21 protein-coding genes, 1 tRNA gene and 2 other annotated features are annotated in these 17,639 nt (G+C 30.6%); all 22 genes read right to left on the reverse strand.

The features are described from left to right. Window positions 1-100: 100 nt before the first annotated feature. The 22 genes from rplL to ACUSRV_RS16090 all read right to left on the reverse strand — a co-directional run bounded on the left by rplL (window position 101) and on the right by ACUSRV_RS16090 (window position 17,629). Window positions 101-460: a 50S ribosomal protein L7/L12 gene (gene rplL / locus ACUSRV_RS15985; protein ID WP_490142970.1), complete on the reverse strand. Its 360-nt coding sequence runs from the start codon at window positions 458-460 to the stop codon at window positions 101-103. 62 nt (window positions 461-522) lie between these two features. Beyond that, window positions 523-1,026: a 50S ribosomal protein L10 gene (gene rplJ, locus ACUSRV_RS15990; protein WP_490142971.1), complete on the reverse strand. Its 504-nt coding sequence runs from the start codon at window positions 1,024-1,026 to the stop codon at window positions 523-525. A gap of 35 nt (window positions 1,027-1,061) precedes the next feature. Next, window positions 1,062-1,203: a sequence feature (ribosomal protein L10 leader region), on the reverse strand. Window positions 1,204-1,255: 52 nt separating this feature from the next. Continuing rightward, window positions 1,256-1,954: a 50S ribosomal protein L1 gene (gene rplA / locus ACUSRV_RS15995; RefSeq protein ID WP_490142972.1), complete on the reverse strand. Its 699-nt coding sequence runs from the start codon at window positions 1,952-1,954 to the stop codon at window positions 1,256-1,258. A gap of 84 nt (window positions 1,955-2,038) precedes the next feature. Continuing rightward, complete coding sequence (gene rplK / locus ACUSRV_RS16000; protein ID WP_490142973.1) at window positions 2,039-2,464, reverse strand: 50S ribosomal protein L11; 426 nt, start codon at window positions 2,462-2,464, stop codon at window positions 2,039-2,041. Between the two features lie 29 nt (window positions 2,465-2,493). Further along, a complete protein-coding gene (nusG, locus tag ACUSRV_RS16005) occupies window positions 2,494-3,039 on the reverse strand; it encodes a transcription termination/antitermination protein NusG (RefSeq protein ID WP_490142974.1) in 546 nt (181 codons plus the stop codon). 20 nt (window positions 3,040-3,059) lie between these two features. After that, window positions 3,060-3,284, reverse strand: coding sequence for a preprotein translocase subunit SecE (gene secE, locus ACUSRV_RS16010; RefSeq protein WP_490142975.1), 225 nt, complete (start codon window positions 3,282-3,284; stop codon window positions 3,060-3,062). A gap of 23 nt (window positions 3,285-3,307) precedes the next feature. Further along, window positions 3,308-3,457, reverse strand: a complete 150-nt coding sequence (gene rpmG, locus ACUSRV_RS16015; protein ID WP_490142976.1) for a 50S ribosomal protein L33 — start codon at window positions 3,455-3,457, stop codon at window positions 3,308-3,310. Window positions 3,458-3,658: 201 nt separating this feature from the next. Further along, window positions 3,659-4,852 (reverse strand): elongation factor Tu, encoded by a 1,194-nt coding sequence (tuf, locus tag ACUSRV_RS16020; protein WP_490142964.1) that lies wholly within the window; start codon window positions 4,850-4,852, stop codon window positions 3,659-3,661. Between the two features lie 56 nt (window positions 4,853-4,908). After that, window positions 4,909-4,984, reverse strand: a tRNA-Thr gene (locus tag ACUSRV_RS16025). 43 nt (window positions 4,985-5,027) lie between these two features. Then, window positions 5,028-5,675 carry an RNA polymerase sporulation sigma factor SigH gene (sigH, locus tag ACUSRV_RS16030; protein ID WP_490142977.1) on the reverse strand — a complete coding sequence of 216 codons (648 nt, stop codon included), beginning with the start codon at window positions 5,673-5,675 and terminating at the stop codon, window positions 5,028-5,030. A 57-nt stretch (window positions 5,676-5,732) separates the two neighbouring features. Continuing rightward, window positions 5,733-6,254 (reverse strand): NYN domain-containing protein, encoded by a 522-nt coding sequence (locus ACUSRV_RS16035; RefSeq protein WP_490142978.1) that lies wholly within the window; start codon window positions 6,252-6,254, stop codon window positions 5,733-5,735. Further along, on the reverse strand, window positions 6,254-6,988 hold the full coding sequence (gene rlmB, locus ACUSRV_RS16040) for a 23S rRNA (guanosine(2251)-2'-O)-methyltransferase RlmB (RefSeq protein WP_490142979.1): 735 nt from the start codon (window positions 6,986-6,988) through the stop codon (window positions 6,254-6,256). Before rlmB ends, ACUSRV_RS16035 begins: the two co-directional genes overlap by 1 nt. A 190-nt stretch (window positions 6,989-7,178) precedes the next feature. After that, window positions 7,179-7,583: a Mini-ribonuclease 3 gene (locus tag ACUSRV_RS16045; protein WP_490142980.1), complete on the reverse strand. Its 405-nt coding sequence runs from the start codon at window positions 7,581-7,583 to the stop codon at window positions 7,179-7,181. A 2-nt stretch (window positions 7,584-7,585) separates the two neighbouring features. Further along, complete coding sequence (gene cysS, locus ACUSRV_RS16050) at window positions 7,586-8,995, reverse strand: cysteine--tRNA ligase (protein ID WP_490142981.1); 1,410 nt, start codon at window positions 8,993-8,995, stop codon at window positions 7,586-7,588. 152 nt (window positions 8,996-9,147) lie between these two features. Beyond that, entirely contained in the window at window positions 9,148-9,303 is a 156-nt protein-coding gene (locus ACUSRV_RS16055) for a hypothetical protein (protein WP_490142982.1), read from the reverse strand. A gap of 167 nt (window positions 9,304-9,470) precedes the next feature. Beyond that, window positions 9,471-10,955, reverse strand: coding sequence for a glutamate--tRNA ligase (gltX, locus tag ACUSRV_RS16060; RefSeq protein ID WP_490142983.1), 1,485 nt, complete (start codon window positions 10,953-10,955; stop codon window positions 9,471-9,473). Window positions 10,956-10,994: 39 nt separating this feature from the next. Further along, window positions 10,995-12,518: a YbaK/EbsC family protein gene (locus ACUSRV_RS16065; RefSeq protein WP_490142984.1), complete on the reverse strand. Its 1,524-nt coding sequence runs from the start codon at window positions 12,516-12,518 to the stop codon at window positions 10,995-10,997. 16 nt (window positions 12,519-12,534) lie between these two features. Beyond that, the gene (locus ACUSRV_RS16070; protein WP_490142985.1) at window positions 12,535-13,443 is read right to left on the reverse strand and encodes a fumarylacetoacetate hydrolase family protein; all 909 of its coding nucleotides are present in this window, start codon (window positions 13,441-13,443) and stop codon (window positions 12,535-12,537) included. Between the two features lie 54 nt (window positions 13,444-13,497). Then, on the reverse strand, window positions 13,498-14,943 hold the full coding sequence (proS, locus tag ACUSRV_RS16075; RefSeq protein WP_490142986.1) for a proline--tRNA ligase: 1,446 nt from the start codon (window positions 14,941-14,943) through the stop codon (window positions 13,498-13,500). A 60-nt stretch (window positions 14,944-15,003) separates the two neighbouring features. After that, window positions 15,004-15,207, reverse strand: a binding site (T-box leader). A gap of 36 nt (window positions 15,208-15,243) precedes the next feature. Next, complete coding sequence (gene ispF / locus ACUSRV_RS16080; RefSeq protein WP_490142987.1) at window positions 15,244-15,726, reverse strand: 2-C-methyl-D-erythritol 2,4-cyclodiphosphate synthase; 483 nt, start codon at window positions 15,724-15,726, stop codon at window positions 15,244-15,246. Window positions 15,727-15,736: 10 nt separating this feature from the next. Further along, window positions 15,737-16,417 carry a 2-C-methyl-D-erythritol 4-phosphate cytidylyltransferase gene (gene ispD / locus ACUSRV_RS16085; RefSeq protein ID WP_490142988.1) on the reverse strand — a complete coding sequence of 227 codons (681 nt, stop codon included), beginning with the start codon at window positions 16,415-16,417 and terminating at the stop codon, window positions 15,737-15,739. A 120-nt stretch (window positions 16,418-16,537) separates the two neighbouring features. Next, window positions 16,538-17,629, reverse strand: a complete 1,092-nt coding sequence (locus ACUSRV_RS16090; RefSeq protein WP_490142989.1) for a PIN/TRAM domain-containing protein — start codon at window positions 17,627-17,629, stop codon at window positions 16,538-16,540. Between the last annotated feature and the right edge of the window lie 10 nt (window positions 17,630-17,639).

Consider the following 17,639-nt stretch of genomic DNA (forward strand, 5'->3'; position numbering starts at 1 on the left):
CCTCATGTCGCTAACCACCTTGAGAACCATGCCTTTGGATAAATTATAATATCCTTATAATTAAAAAAAGGTGCTTATTAGCACCTTTTTTATTATGAAATTACTTAACTTCTACTTTAGCTCCAGCAGCTTCTAAATCTGCTTTCATTTTATCAGCTTCTTCTTTAGAAACTCCTTCTTTTAATGTTTTAGGAGCACTGTCAACTAATTCTTTAGCTTCTTTTAATCCTAAACCAGTTATTGCTCTAACAGCCTTTATAACTCCAACTTTTGAAGCTCCAGCGCTTTCTAATACTACGTCAAACTCTGTTTTTTCTTCAACAGCAGCAACAGCAGCACCAGCCATCATTACAGGAGCAGAAGCAGAAACACCGAATTTTTCTTCTGCAGCTTTAACTAATTCATTTAATTCTAAAACTTTCATATTCTCTATAGCTTCTAATATTTGTTCTATAGTCATTTTTAGCACCTCCGAAATTTATCTTTTAATTTAATTTTAATAGTTTAGAAGAAACCAGCAATTTAAGCTTGTTCTTCTTGTTTCTTTATCATAGCATCTAATAAGTATGCAAAGTTTGATACTGGAGCTTTTAAGCTGCCAAGTAATTTTGCAATAAGTGCTTCTCTTGATGGTATATTAGCTAATTCTACTATCTTATCTTGACCGTAGAATTCACCTTCTACAACACCCATCTTTAACTCCATCTTTGGATGAGTTTTCATGAAGTCACTTACTATTCTTGCTGGAGCAACTGGATCTTCATATCCAAATGCTATAGCATTTGTCCCTACTAATAATTCATCATTGAATTGTTCTATACCAACTTCTTTAGCAGCTCTTCTCACTAAAGTGTTTTTGTATACTTTATATTCAACGCCTGCTTCTCTGAACTTAGTTCTTAATTCAGTAACCTCTTCAACTGTTAAGCCTTTGTAGTTTACTACTACTGCAGAAGAAGATTTTTGTAGTTTTTCAGCTATTTCTGAAACAACATGTCCTTTTATTTCCATTGCCTTTTGTGACATCCAGGTGTGCACCTCCTTCACCTATTGATATTTACCGAGACTTTATAAAAGCTTTTGTATATCCACTAGATGTAGACACACAAAAGCTTCTTATCTTCAAAATTCAAAGTTATCGAACCCTCGGTAGGATATTAAGCTTATAGCACCTACTGTCTACGGTAAATTATTTATTTTTAAGATTAACATCTAATATATTATCAAATTCCACAATCTATGTCAAGAGTTTTTATTACTCAGCAACTCTAGCAGGATTTATTTTTACACCAGGTCCCATAGTAGATGCTACTGTAACAGTTCTTAAGTATTGACCTTTAGCAGCAGATGGTTTAGCTTTTATTATTGCATCCATTAATGTTGCAAAGTTATCAGCTAACTTTTCTTTACCAAAAGAAACCTTTCCTATAGGAACGTGTATTATGTTAGTTTTATCTAATCTATATTCAACTTTACCAGCTTTTATTTCTTCTATAGCTCTAGCTACATCAAATGTAACTGTTCCTGATTTAGGGTTTGGCATTAATCCCTTAGGACCTAATACTCTACCTAATCTACCAACTACACCCATCATATCTGGAGTAGCAACAACTACATCAAATTCAAACCAGTTTTCGCCTTGTATTTTAGCAACTAATTCTTCTGCTCCTACGAAGTCTGCTCCGCCTTGCTCAGCTTCCTTAGCTTTTTCACCCTTAGCAAAAACTAAAACTCTTTTAGTTTTTCCTGTTCCGTGAGGTAGTACTACAGCACCTCTAACTTGTTGGTCTGCATGTCTTGAGTCAACACCTAATTTAACGTGTGCCTCTACAGTTTCATCAAATTTAGCAACAGATATGTTAGTAACTAGTTCTAACGCTTCTGAAGCATCATAAAATCTAGTTCTATCTACTTGCTTTATAGCTTCTTGGTATTTTTTTCCTCTTTTAGCCATTTTAATATACCTCCTTGTGGTAATTTCGGTTTAGTACCTCCCACTTATATAAACGGGTACAAAAACATATCGTCATTTTTAAAATTAGTCTTCTACTACAACACCCATACTTCTTGCAGTACCAGCTATCATACTCATAGCTGCTTCTACTGAAGCTGCATTTAAGTCAGGCATTTTTAATTCAGCTATTTCTCTTATCTTAGCTGAAGATATTGTTGCAACTTTCTTTTTGTTTGGTTCTCCTGAACCTGATTCGATTCCTATCGCTTTCTTTATTAAAACTGCAGCTGGTGGAGTTTTAGTTATGAAAGTGAAAGATCTATCTTGGTATACTGTTATAACAACTGGTATTATTAAACCAGCTTGATCTGCAGTTTTAGCATTAAATTCTTTACAGAATCCCATTATATTAACACCGTGTTGTCCTAATGCTGGTCCAACTGGTGGTGCTGGTGTAGCTTTTCCTGCGTTTATTTGTAATTTTATTTGACCTATAACTTTTTTAGCCATCGAGCGCACCTCCTCAAAATCTATATGAATTATATTTTTTCTATTTGATTAAACTCCAATTCAGTAGGAGTTTCTCTACCACCAAACATTGATATTACAACCTTTAATTTCTTCTTTTCAAGGTTTATTTCTTGTACATTTCCCATGAATCCTTCAAATGGCCCTTCTGTGACTCTAACCGTTTCTCCTATTTCAACATCTATATTATTACTTGCTACCTTTTGAATAGCTTTATCGATGCCCATAGATACAACTTCTTCTTCACTTAAAGGTACAGGTTTAGATCCAGGACCTACAAACCCTGTAACGCCTTTTGTATTTCTTACTACGTACCAAGATTCATCTGTTATTATCATTTTTATTAGAACATAACCAGGAAACACTTTTCTTTGTCTTATCTTTTCTTTACCACTTTTAGTGGTTTCTACAACATCTTCAGTAGGGACAACCACTTCTAATATGTAGTCCTCCATACTTCTTGTTTGTACAGCCTTTTCAATAGTAGCCTTAACTTTATTCTCATGCCCTGAATAAGTATGAGCGACATACCATCTTGGTTGTTGTAACTCTGACATATCTTATTTCTCCTTTTTATCTATTTTAGTATAAGCTTAAGTATACTTGATAATATACTGTCTACAGCCCACACTAAGATAGTTGACAAAATACATACAGTTAAAACTACCCCTGTGCTCTTTAAAAGTTCACTCTTAGTCGGCCATGTAACTCTTTTAAGTTCTGAGTTTGTTTCTTTTACATATGTTTTAAAACTAAATCTTTCTTTTTTTACATTTGTGTTTTGATTTGCATGGGCAGCCATTCCATACTCACATCCTTAATTAACTATTTTGTTTCTTTATGAGTAGTATGCTTTTTGCAGAATCTGCAGTATTTTTGTAATTCTATTCTATCTGGGTTGTTCTTTTTGTTTTTTGTAGTATTATAATTTCTCTGCTTACATTCTGTACATGCTAAAGTTATTTTAACTCTCATCTGCTACACCTCCAACTTCGTAATTCATTATATATTGTTAAGTCTCTTATCGTCTAAGATAATTTCTTAATTTTGAATCATCACCTTGTATAAGTTATCATAAAATTGTAGGCATGTCAATGTTTTTGTTAATTATGTTTAAAAAAAGAGAAGGATAATTCCTTCTCTTTTGATATCTTAATTTAAGAGTATAGAATCGTACTATTCCATTATAGTAGCAACAACTCCAGCCCCTACTGTTCTTCCACCTTCTCTTATAGAGAATTTTAATCCTTCTTCTATAGCTATTGGTGATATTAATTCAACTGTCATTGTTACGTTATCTCCAGGCATTATCATTTCTATACCTTCTGGTAACTTACAAGATCCTGTTACGTCTGTTGTTCTGAAATAGAATTGTGGTCTATATCCATCGAAGAATGGAGTATGTCTTCCGCCTTCTTCTTTCTTTAATACGTATACCTCTGCAGTGAACTTTGTGTGTGGCTTTATTGTTCCTGGCTTTGATAATACTTGTCCTCTTTCTATTTCTGCTCTTTGGATACCTCTTAATAGAGCTCCTATGTTATCTCCAGCTTGAGCTTCGTCTAGTAACTTTCTGAACATTTCTACTCCTGTTACTACTAACTTTCTTGGATCTTCTGATAATCCAACTAGCTCTACTTCGTCTTGTACCTTTACTACTCCTCTTTCTACTCTACCAGTTGCAACTGTTCCTCTTCCTGTTATTGAGAATACGTCTTCTACTGGCATTAAGAATGGCTTGTCTACTGCTCTCTTTGGTTCTGGTACATATGAATCTATTTGCTCGAATAATTCTACTATTTTATCTCCCCATGCACTTGATGGATCTTCTAATGCTTTTAATGCTGATCCTTGTATTATTGGAGTATCATCTCCTGGGAAGTCATATTCGCTTAATAATTCTCTTACTTCCATCTCAACTAATTCTAATAATTCTTCATCATCTACTACATCACACTTGTTTAAGAATACTACTATATATGGTACCCCAACTTGTCTTGATAATAATATATGTTCTCTTGTTTGTGGCATTGGTCCATCTGTTGCTGAACAAACTAATATTGCTCCGTCCATTTGTGCTGCTCCTGTTATCATGTTCTTAACGTAGTCAGCATGTCCTGGGCAGTCAACGTGTGCGTAGTGTCTGTTTGGAGTTTCATATTCAACGTGTGCTGTTGATATTGTGATTCCTCTTTCTCTTTCTTCTGGTGCCTTATCTATGTTTGCGAAATCTACAGCTTCTCCTAATCCATATCTTGCATGTAATGTTTTAGTTATTGCTGCTGTTAACGTTGTTTTACCATGGTCAACGTGTCCTATTGTTCCTATGTTAACGTGCGGCTTATTTCTTTCAAATTTAGCTTTAGCCATTTTAAAATTCCTCCTCTTTTGATTATGTAGTTAATTTGGTTGTTTTTACATATTAATGGAGCCCACGAGCGGACTTGAACCGCCGACCTCCGCCTTACCAAGGCGACGCTCTACCTCCTGAGCCACATGGGCACTCATAAAGCACGGTTACATGCTTATGGTAAGTATTTTACTATTAATTACTTCTATTTTCAAGGTATTTTTCTAATTTTCTCTTGACTCTTTGAAGAGCATTGTCTATTGACTTAACATGGCGTTGAAGTCCATCGGCTATTTGTTGGTATGACTTACCGTTTAGGTACAATTCTAGCACTTCTTGTTCTAAACCACTTAACAGCTCATTCATTTTGCCTTCTATATTCTTTAGCTCTTCTTTGCTTATTATAATCTCCTCTGGATCTGTAACTACATTTGTAGCTATTATATCCAATAAAGTTCTATCAGACTCTTCATCATATATAGGTTTATTTAAAGATACATATGAATTTAAAGGTATATGCTTTTGTCTTGTGGCAGTTTTTATAGCTGTTATTATTTGCCTTGTTATGCAAAGTTCTGCAAAAGACTTAAAAGAAGCAGTCTTAGTACAGTCAAAATCTCTTATAGCTTTATATAGTCCAATCATACCTTCTTGAATTATATCCTCTTTATCTGCCCCTATTAAAAAATAAGATTTAGCTTTTGATTTTACAAAATTTTTATATTTCTTTATTATATGTTCTAGTGCAAATATATCTCCTTGATTAGCTCTTAATACTATTTCACTGTCATCTTCTACTACTTCACCTAATCTATAATATTCTTTTTCCTTTGCTACTAACACATTATCTCCCCCTACGTAAACTTCATAAATCTATTATATTTAACAAATTTAGTAATTTCAACGGTTTCTACGAATGTTCTCAAGTTTCGACAAAGTTTCCTCATCTAAAAAACTTTCTAAGGCATTTCTTTGTATATTTGTCGAATTTGTTTTAGATTTTATTTTGCTCTTGATAGATATAATATCTAACTTGAGTTCTCTAGCTGATATTCTAGTAGCACCTTTGCCTAATATAATTTGTTGTTCTGCGTAGTCGTTAGTAGCAACCTTCACCATGTCATACTTAGATAATTTACCTATGAATTTTTCTATATAACTATCTGCTGTTTGATGTTCTTTAGTAAAAACTATAGTTGCATTTTTTCTCTCTTCTATTTTTTCCTTTGAATTTTTAACTTGATATGCATCAAATACAATTATAGATTTTGCTCCTGTATAAGCACAGTATTCTATAATATCATCTATTAATTTCTCTCTTGCACCTTCTAGGTCTTCTTTTCCTAAGCTTTTCAGTTCATCCCAAGCATTTATTATATTGTACCCGTCTACAATAAGGTATTCTTTTGTAGTCCTAACCACTATTTAGACTCCAGTCTTTGTTTGAATATTTCATATAACAATATTCCTCCAGCAACCGATGCATTTAATGATGTGACATTACCAAGCATAGGCATTTTAACTGTAAAGTCACAATTTTCTTTTACTAATCTAGATATGCCAAAACCTTCGCTTCCTATAACTATTCCTATAGAACCTTTTAAGTTTTGTTTATAAAAATCACTTCCATCCATATCAGCTGCTGCTATCCATAGACCTTCTTCTTTTAATGTTTTTATAGTACTTACTATATTTGTGACTTTACATACAGGTACATATTCAACTGCTCCAGCAGATGCCTTGGTCACTACAGGAGTTATATGAACAGACCTTCTCTTAGGAATTATAACTCCATGTGCCCCTACTGCATCTGCAGTTCTTATTATAGAACCTAGGTTATGAGGGTCTGTTATCTCATCTAGTATTATAAAAAACGGATCTTCACCTTTTTGTTTTGGTATTTGAATTAATTCTTCTAATTCATAGTATTTATATTCAGAAACCATAGCTATAACGCCTTGATGAGAATGACTTTCACTAATTTCATCTAACTTTCTTTTATCTACATATTGTATTATTATATTCTTATCCTTAGCCATTCCTATTATTTTATTAATAGAGCCTTCTTTAGCTGAATTTGCTATTAATAATTTATCTATAGGTCTTTCATTTTTTAGTGCTTCTATTACAGGATTTCTTCCTTCTATATTTGCCAATTAGCACACCACCTAAATATTAATAATTTTTTAGTTCCTCTTTAATTTTTTCCATTTTTTATTAAATTATCATATCGTTTATTAAATAATGATTTATTCATAACTTTTATTATAACTCATAATCTTGTTTTTTTGTATTTCATAGCATATAAAAAGGTTGATATTTTTATTAAAAATATCAACCTTTTTATTAAATACCTTCAATATCATTTTCTACTATTTGTATACTTTTATTTATTATGTGTTTTAATCTATCGATATCATTAGTTAAATGAAGATATCCTAATACAGCTTCAAATCCAGTAGCATGTCTATAATCAAGTATATCTGCATTTTTAGGTACTGTATTAGATTTTTGATTTCTTCCTCTTTTAAATATATTGAGTTCCTCTTCAGTTAAGTCTTGTTCTAATTTATTTACTATGTTTGCTTGAGATTTAGCTCTTACATACTTTATAGTTGTCTTATGTAAGTCATTTACTTTCATATTGGGATTTTTATAAACCAGATGTTCTCTTACATAAGATTCATATACAGCATCTCCCATATAAGCAAGTACCAAAGCCGATATAGTTTTTATTTGCGTATTATCCATTACTACACCCTTTTCCATTTAGTTCCTTGTCTAGTATCTTCTAATACTATTCCCATATCTAATAATTTTTTTCTTATTTCATCTGCTAAAGAATAGTTCTTTTCTTTTTTAGCTTTTTCTCTTTCCTCTATAAGCTTTTCTATCTCTTCATCTAAAACTTTATCTTCTTTTTTATTTACTATGTTTAATACCTTTGTTAACTCACTAAACATATCATAGCACTTTTGAGTAAAGTCAACTGAGGAATCTTCATCCACATTAGTATTTATAAATTTAGCTAATTCAAATATAATACTTATAGCATCTGCTGTGTTTATATCATCATCCATAGATTCTATAAATCTTTGCTTATATAATTTTAAATGATTTATAGCTTCTTTTTCTTCAATCTTCATTTCTTTGTCGATACTAGATTCTTTTAATTTTTTTAATGTAAATTCTAAACTTTCTTTAGTATTATAAAGTCTTTCAAGGCCTGCCTTAGATTGCATTAGCATTTCGTCACTAAAATTAACAGGATTTCTATAGTGAGCAGACAACATAAAGAACCTTACAATTTCTAGATCATATTCTTCAGATATATCTCTTACTGTAAAGAAATTTCCCTTTGATTTACTCATTTTTTCATTATTTATATTTATATATCCATTATGTATCCAGTACCTAGCAAATGTTTTACCATTTCTAGCTTCACTTTGAGCTATTTCATTTTCATGATGTGGGAATGTTAAATCTTGTCCTCCAGCATGAATATCTATAGTTTCACCTAAATGTCTGCATGACATTACAGAACACTCTATATGCCATCCAGGTCTACCTTCTCCCCAAGGGCTATCCCATCCAGGTTCTCCTTCTTTCTTTGATTTCCATAATACAAAATCCATTGGATGTTTCTTTTTATCATTAACTTCGATTCTAGACCCTGCTTCTAATTCATCTTGATTTTGTTTAGACAACTTACCATATCCACTAAACTTCTGAGTATCAAAGTAAACATCTCCATCCACTTCATATCCAAATCCCTTTTGTTCTAAATCTTTAACAAAATCTATTATTTGTTGTATATTGTCCGTAACTCTAGGATGAACGGTCGCTCTCTTTATGCCTAATCCATCAGCATCTTTAAAGTATTCATCTATATACTTATCTGCAACTTCATCTGGAGTTATTCCTTCTTCGTGTGATCTGTTTATAATTTTATCATCTACATCCGTAAAGTTTTGTACATATGTTACTTCATATCCTCTGTATTCTAAATATCTTCTAAAAGTATCAAATATTATAAAAGGCCTTGCATTTCCTATGTGGAAGAAATTGTATACAGTTGGCCCACATACATACATTTTTACCTTTCCCTCTTCTAAAGGTACAAACACTTCCTTCTTTCTAGTTAATGTATTGTATAATTTCATTTTTATCACCTCATTATTAGTTATAAATTTCCATAGTTATTATGTATTTTATTATACATTATTTATTGTATTTTTAAAATCTATGTAAATAATATTATTATACCCCTGAACTTAAAAAAGAATCTACCAATGTATTAGGCAGATTCTTTTTTTTACTGTTCATCTAAGAAAAATATTTTTTTAGATGTACATTCATTATAAACTTCTTGCGATATTATTTTTTCTTGCTTCATCCTTTCCAGTATGTCAACATAGTCCGTACATAGTTGTTTTAACTCCGCTTTTATTTCTTCAATATCATTATACATATTTTTTCCCCCTGAAAATCAATAAAAATAAAAAAATAAAATGTAATATATTAATCTTTCTTTATAATAATATTAAATTTTTTTATCTCAATTCCTTTATATAATTAGTTAGAATTTTTCATCAAATTACTACAAAAAAGCCTGCTATAATAGCAGGCTTTTTCAAATTATTTTAATATATTATTTTTTACGTATGATATTCTACTTAAACACTTCTCTTTCCCTAAAACAGATAACACAAGAGGTATTTCTGGTCCATGCATTTGCCCAGTTAATATAATTCTAGTTCCCATAAATAAATTTTTACCTTTTATTCCATGTTCTTTTTGTATTTCCTTAAACATTCCTTTAACAAAAACCTCATTAATTTCTTCTGCATTAGAAACTTTTTCTTCTAAAGCACTTACTAATGTAGGTATGTGTTCAAGATCTAAAAACTCCCTACACTCATCATCTTCAAGTTCTACATTATCTCCAAAGAATATACCAACCTTATTAGTTATTTCTTTTACAAAAGGTAATCCCTCTTTAACTGTATGAACTATAGATTTTATCCACTCATACTTTTCTTTAGCATCTTCCTCAGTTATATATCCTGACTCTATTAAAAACGGTATTGAAAGATCTGTTATATATTCATCTGATGCATCTTTTATATAGTGTTGATTAACCCAGTTTAATTTATCTGTATCAAATACCCCACCGCTTCTTGATACTCTTTCTAGAGAAAAAGCTTGTTCTAACTCTTTCATATTAAACAATTCTTTATTATCTTCAGGAGACCATCCAACTAAAGCAACATAATTTACTAGGCCCTCTGGTAGATAACCTTTTTTGGTGAAATCTTCAACAGCTACATCCCCTTGTCTCTTACTTAACTTTTTCTTTTCTGTATTAAGTATATTTGGAAGATGTACAAATGTTGGAGCTTCCCAACCAAATGCTTCATATAGATAAATATGTTTTGGAGTTGATGGCAACCACTCTTCTCCTCTTATAACATGAGTTATTTTCATTAAGTAATCATCTACAACTACTGCAAAGTGATAAGTTGGGAATCCATCAGATTTCATTAACACTTGGTCATCCATATCATTTGAGTTTATAGAAACATGTCCTCTTACGATATCATTGAATTTTATTTCTTTATTTGATGGTAATTTTAATCTTATTACATAAGACTCACCATTATCTATTTTTTGCTTTACTTCTTCTTTAGATAAACCTCTACAGAATCCATCATATCTAGGTATTTTACCTTCTGATTTTTGTATTTCTCTAACCTTATCAATTCTTTCCTTAGAACAAAAACAATAGTATGCATGTCCTTTATCTAAAAGTTCTTGTATATAACTTTTGTATATATCTAATCTTTCAGATTGTATATAAGGCCCATATTGTCCATTTTGAACTATTTTGCCATTTTCGTCTAACATAACTCCTTCATCATGATTAACTCCTGACCATGACATAGCATTTAACATGTTTTCTATAGCACCTTCTACCAATCTAGATTGATCTGTATCTTCTACCCTTAGTACATACTCTCCGCCCATTTTTTTAGCAAATAAATAGTTATATAGTGCTGTTCTTAAACTACCTATATGAACAAATCCAGTTGGACTTGGAGCAAATCTCACTCTTACGCTCATCTTTTGTTACCTCCTAATATGTATTTAATTATAATATTATTAGAACAATGTACCTTCTTGCAAGTTTATTTTTTTCTTTTCTCTAGTATAAGTATTTCTTATTTCGGCTATATTGTCTTCTATATCCTTACCTACAACTATTACATTAGGTATTCCAATAAGTTCGCTATCCTTAAATTTCGAACCTATTCTTTCATTTCTATCATCTAACAATACACTATACCCTTTTTCTAAAAGATTATTATATAAATCAATAGCTACTTTATTTTGTTTATCATCTTTTATATTTCCAATTATTACTTCATAATCAAAATAACTTATGAACTTTGGCCATTTTATACCTATGTCATCATTATTTTCTTCAGCAGTAGCTAGAAATAATCTATCTAAGTAAAATTTTATATCTAAAGTATATAGATTTTGTTCTTTTCCATTACAATCTAAATATTTGCTATTTTGATTTACTATATCTATATCAACTATGTTAACTCCTTGTATTATATCCAAATTTCCACTACATTGTACACAATTTTGATCTTTATCTGCTTCTTTGAAGTTCCCTATATAATCAATATCAAAATCTATATTATAATTTACATTTTTTATATGATAATCTGTTTTATTAGCACCTACAACGGCATTTTTTATGCTAATTATTTCTTCATCTGCGTATATATTTTTTACATTTTCTAAATTTATTGGCCCTGCAAATCCAATTTCTGCATTAGTAACCTTTTTTACATCCTTTTCTGATGCCATGTTTATATCTTCTTTATTTACACCTAAATATTTAGCAAGCAGACTTTTATTTATAGTTCTATCCCCTCTTAATAAAACAGCTATTATTTCTTCATTAATTTCAAATAATAACGTTTTTATTAACTTAGACTGTGAAACACCTAAAAACTCCTCTAAGTCCTGTATCTTACCTATATTTGGAGTATAAACTTCTTCCTTATTTCTCATTTCTTCTGTGGATAAGTCCTCATTTGACATTGAAATAGCATTTTCTTTTATGTCAAAGTATCCACATTTACCACATGAAATTATATCTTTCAGTGGATTATTTGAACAGTATATATATTTGGTATTATTATTTGATGTTTTTTTGTAATTTATATTTATATTGTTCAATAAATTATTTATTTTAAAATTTATATCATTATAAGCTTTATTTATATTTTCTTCAGAATCTATAGTTACTAGGTTTATTATATTTTCGTTTTTAGAATTAAATAAGCCATTTTTTAGTTTATATTCTTTATTATGCTCTTTATATTTATATCTTATATTAATTGGAAGCTCTTTATATGACTTTAGGTCATTAATATATAAATCTAATATATCTTCATTATTTGCAACTATATCTAAATAATTACAAATACTATTATTTAGATATTTTACAAGTTTATTAAAAAATAAGCTTCCAATAGGAGTATAAGAGTAATTACTACTTTCATTGTACTTTAGAAATCCTGACCTATATAAAAGCTTCATACTGTTATAATCTGCTTCAATAGGACATTCTTTATATGTCTTAATATACATATCTTTTAATTTCATAGCACACCCCTTTTGACTATTTTTCCTTACATATTACATTATTTATTAACTTTCCTATTCCTTCTATTTCGCATTCTACAATATCTCCATGACTTAAGAGCCTTGGAGGTTTAAATCCAAGTCCTACTCCTTCTGGAGTTCCTGTTATAATTATATCTCCAGGTTTTAGTGTTATTCCCTTAGATAAATCACTTATTATATAATCTATATCAAACATCATTTTCTCTGTATTAGAGTTTTGCCTTATTTCTCCGTTTACCTTACATGATATATTTAACTTTACAGGATAACTCACTTCATCTTTATAAGCTATATACGGCCCCATAGGACAAAATGTATCAAGAGATTTTCCCTTAAACCATTGTATATGATTACTTTGAATGTCTCTAGCCGAAATATCATTTACTATTGTGTATCCAAATATATAATTTTCAGCTTCATGAGGTTCAATATTGCTGCAATTTTTTCCTATTATAACAGCAAGTTCTACCTCATAATCTACCATCTTTGTTACATTAGGATCAAAAATTATATCGTCACCACTCCCTATAGCAGGGTTAGCTATCTTAGAAAAGTATATAGGATATTTTACATCTTCTTTATTTTTTAAATCTGTATTACTTAACTCCTTCATATGCTCAAAATAATTTTTTCCAAGACAAAATATATTCCTTATTGGATATGGTATAGGAGCAAGAATTTTAATATTCTTTATATCTAAACTTTCTAATTCTTCTTGTTCTAATATAGACCTTATATCATTGTATACACTATCATCCATTATATCTATTAAATCGTTCATGTTTTTAGGTTTTAGTTTATTCATTCTATTAAATATACAGTCTATAGGTATAACTCTCTCTTTATCCTTAGTTAAGATTCCTATATTTTCATTGTCTTCTAATAAATAAGTTGCAAAAAACATAATTATCCCCCTTTATTTTATATTCAAAAAAGCTTCCAAAATGGAAGCTTTTTATTAATATGCCTTTGCTATATATGCCATCTTATTAGCTTCTTTACTACAACATACACATTTATCGCCTAATTTTTCTTGTTCAAAAGGAAGACATCTTATAGTTGCACCTGTTTCTTCCTTTATTTTCGTTTCACATTCAGAATCTCCACACCACATAGCTTTTATAAATCCTGGAGTTTCTTCTATTATTTTTTTGAATTCATCCATATTATGAGCTACATAGGTTTTCTTTTCTCTCATATCTCTAGCCTTTTCTAGCATAGTGTTGTGTATATTGTCTAATAAATTAGCTACTGTTTCTTCTATATTTTCTAAAGATATAGCATCCTTTTCTAATAAGTCTCTTCTAAAGGCCATAGCTTGATTGTTTTCTATATCCTTTGGTCCTATTTCCAATCTAACAGGAACACCTTTCATTTCCCACTCATTGAACTTCCATCCTGGAGAATAACCATCTCTATCATCAACTTCTACCTTAATGCCCATAGATTTTAAAGATGCATATATTTCATCAACTTTTTCCATAACATTTCCCTTATGTGCTGCTATAGGTACTATAACAACTTGTGTTGGAGCCACTCTTGGAGGTAATACTAACCCTCTGTTATCTCCATGAGTCATTATAAGTCCACCTATAAGTCTAGTTGATGCACCCCAAGAAGTATGGTATGGATTAGATAAGTTACCATCTCTATCAGAATATTTTATATCAAATGCTTTAGTAAAGTGTTGCCCTAGGAAGTGACTAGTTCCTGATTGAAGCGCCTTACCATCATGCATCAATGCTTCTATAGTATATGTATCTTCAGCACCAGCAAACTTTTCATTTTCACTTTTTTGTCCTGTAACAACAGGTATAGCCAATAAGTTTTCACACATTTCTTTATATATACCAAGCATTTGTAATGTTTCTTTTTCTGCTTCTTCTTTAGTTTCATGAAGAGTGTGACCTTCTTGCCATAAAAACTCAGATGTTCTTAAAAATGGTCTAGTAGACTTTTCCCATCTAACAACTGAACACCATTGATTATATAGGTATGGAAGATCTCTATATGATTTTAGCCATTTAGAATACATAGAACATATTATTGTTTCAGATGTAGGTCTTACACACAATCTCTCTTCTAATTCTTTATGTCCACCATGAGTTACCCAAGCAACTTCTGGAGCAAAACCTTCTACGTGCTCAGCTTCTTTAGTTAATAAACTTTCTGGTATTAATAGTGGGAAATAGCAGTTTTTATGTCCTGTTTCTTTAAATCTATTATCTAAAAATGATTGAATACTTTCCCATATGGCATACCCATATGGCTTTATAACCATAAATCCTTTTACTGGTGAATAATCAACCATATCAGTTTTTGTTATAACATCTGTATACCATTGTGGAAAATCAACTTCCATTGGCGTTATTTCTTCGACAAATTGCTTATTTTTCTTTGCCATAAATGTACCCCTCCATATTGTGTAATTAAAAATTTGTAATAAAAAAACCCCTCATCTCAAAATAGAGACGAAAGGTATTATTCCGCGGTACCACTCTAATTAGCATAAAGCTCACTTAATAGGATATAACGGTCCCTACCGTAAGAACTTTTTACCGTTCCTAAACTCTGAGACTGGTTCAAAAAATTCAACTTAGAAACTCTCACCATACGTTTCTTCTCTGTGAAGCCTTATTTTTTTACTATTTCTCTTCATAGCTTTTAAACTTATCTAAATTTATTAATAATTTTATATTAAATACTAATTATTGTCAATATGTATAATAGAACAAATAGATTGTGCTGATATTCCTTCTTCTCTTCCTGTAAAGCCTAACCCTTCTTCTGTAGTAGCTTTTACATTTACATCATCTATTGATATATTTAATGTATTGGCTATATTTTCTCTCATTTCATGTATGTAGGGAGCCATCTTTGGTTTTTGAGCTATTATAGTACAATCTATATTATTTACCTTATATCCTTTATTATGTATTAAATTATATACATATTCTAATAATTTAATACTATTTGCTCCTTTATATTTTTCATCATTGTCCGGGAAGTGTTTTCCTATATCGCCTAATGCTAATGCCCCTAATATTGAATCCATAATAGCATGTAATAAAACGTCTGCATCTGAATGTCCTAGAAGTCCCTTATTATTTGGTATATCTACTCCACCTATTATTAGTTTTCTATTTTCTACTAATTTATGCACGTCATATCCTATTCCAACTCTCATAATATCCTCCTTATTTCCTTCTCAGTATCTGTTCTCCAAAACTTATATCTTCCTTAGTAGTTATCTTTATATTTTCATAAGATCCCATTATCATTTTAACTTCTTGACCTAAGTATTCTACTAGCATTGCATCATCAGTTCCATAATAACCTTTATTATACGCATTTTCATAAGCATCCATTAGCACTTTATAGTTAAATACTTGCGGTGTCTGAACTGCCCATAAGTGCTTTCTGTTAGGGGTGTCCCTTACTATATTATTATTATCGATTACTTTTATAGTATCTTTTACAGGAACTCCAACAACTACAGCACTATTTAACTTTGCTTCTCTTATAGATTTATCTAAAACCGTTTTTGGTATAAAAGGTCTAGCTCCATCGTGTACAATAACTATGTTACAATTATAATCGAGTCTTTTTAATCCATTATAAACGGAGTCTTGTCTTTCTTTTCCTCCGTGAGCTATTTTTATATTTTTATACATATACTTATTTATTATATGTTCCACGAAAAACGCTTCTTCATCTTCTCTAATAACAACTACTATTTCATCTATATTTTCATTATTGTAAAAAGCATCTATTGTGTAAGCTATAACTTCCTTATCATACATTTTTATAAACTGCTTATTTATATTCATATTCATTCTACTTCCAGTACCGGCAGCTACTATAACAACGCTATTCATTTAATCACCTCTTTATCATTTAAAAATTCATTTCACTCATGTCGCCAACGGCCTTGAAAAACAGGCCCGTTGCTCAAATATAAAAAGTCTTCAATTTTGTATATTGAAGACTTTCTTATACTAACTTATCTTTGGTTTCCCAAATATCATTCTGCCTGCAGGAGTTTGTAGTACAGATGTTACTAGTACATTAATTGTTTCTCCCATATGTTTTTTTCCGCCATCAACTACTATCATAGTTCCATCATCTAAATATGCTATTCCTTGGTTTGACTCTTTTCCTTCTTTTACGACTTGAACTACCATTTCTTCTCCTGGTATAGCTACTGGTTTTATGGCATTAGCCAATTCATTTATATTTAAAACCTCTACACCTTGAAATTGAGCTACTTTATTTAAATTATAGTCATTAGTTACTACTTTAGCATTTAATACTTGCCCTAGTTTTAATAACTTACTATCTACTTCTGCTATATCTTCAAAATCTCTTTCGCTTATTTCTACATCTATATTAAGCTCTTTTTGTATTATATTTAATATATCTAATCCTCGTCTTCCTCTTACTCTTTTTAAATCATCAGATGAATCTGCTATGTGTCTTAGTTCTTCTAGTACAAATGAAGGTATTATAAGCTTACCCTCTATAAATCCAGTTCTACATATATCTGCAATTCTACCATCTATTATTACACTTGTATCTAGTATTTTTGCTGGTATCCTACTATTATCTTTTTTAGACGCTTTTTCTTTTAGCGTACTGGATAATTTGTTCAAAGGATTCATATTAGCTATTTCATCTTTGTTTTTTAGTGCTATATTAATACCTAAATATCCCATTATACCATAGGTGATAACCGCTAGGGTTCCTCCCAGTATAGGTATTTGTATAGACATTAATAATTGGCTTATAAGATATGCTATTAACAACCCTATTATAAGTCCCATAGACCCTACTAATATATCTCCAGATGGATATTTAGATATTTCTTTATCTATAATTCCAACTAACAATTTTATACCATTTATTATCCAAGGCGCTACTATATAAAATATTAGCCCTAATACTAATCCAGCTACTATAGAACCTATTATTACTTTTAAACCAGAATCCAATGCATATTGCGGAAAAGTTTTAATTACAGAAAAATAAGTGGCGACACCTGTCGTTACTCCAACTAACCCAATTAAGCCGCGTATTATTCTGAGTACCAAATCGTCACCC

The organism is Sporacetigenium sp. TC11 (assembly GCF_058146105.1).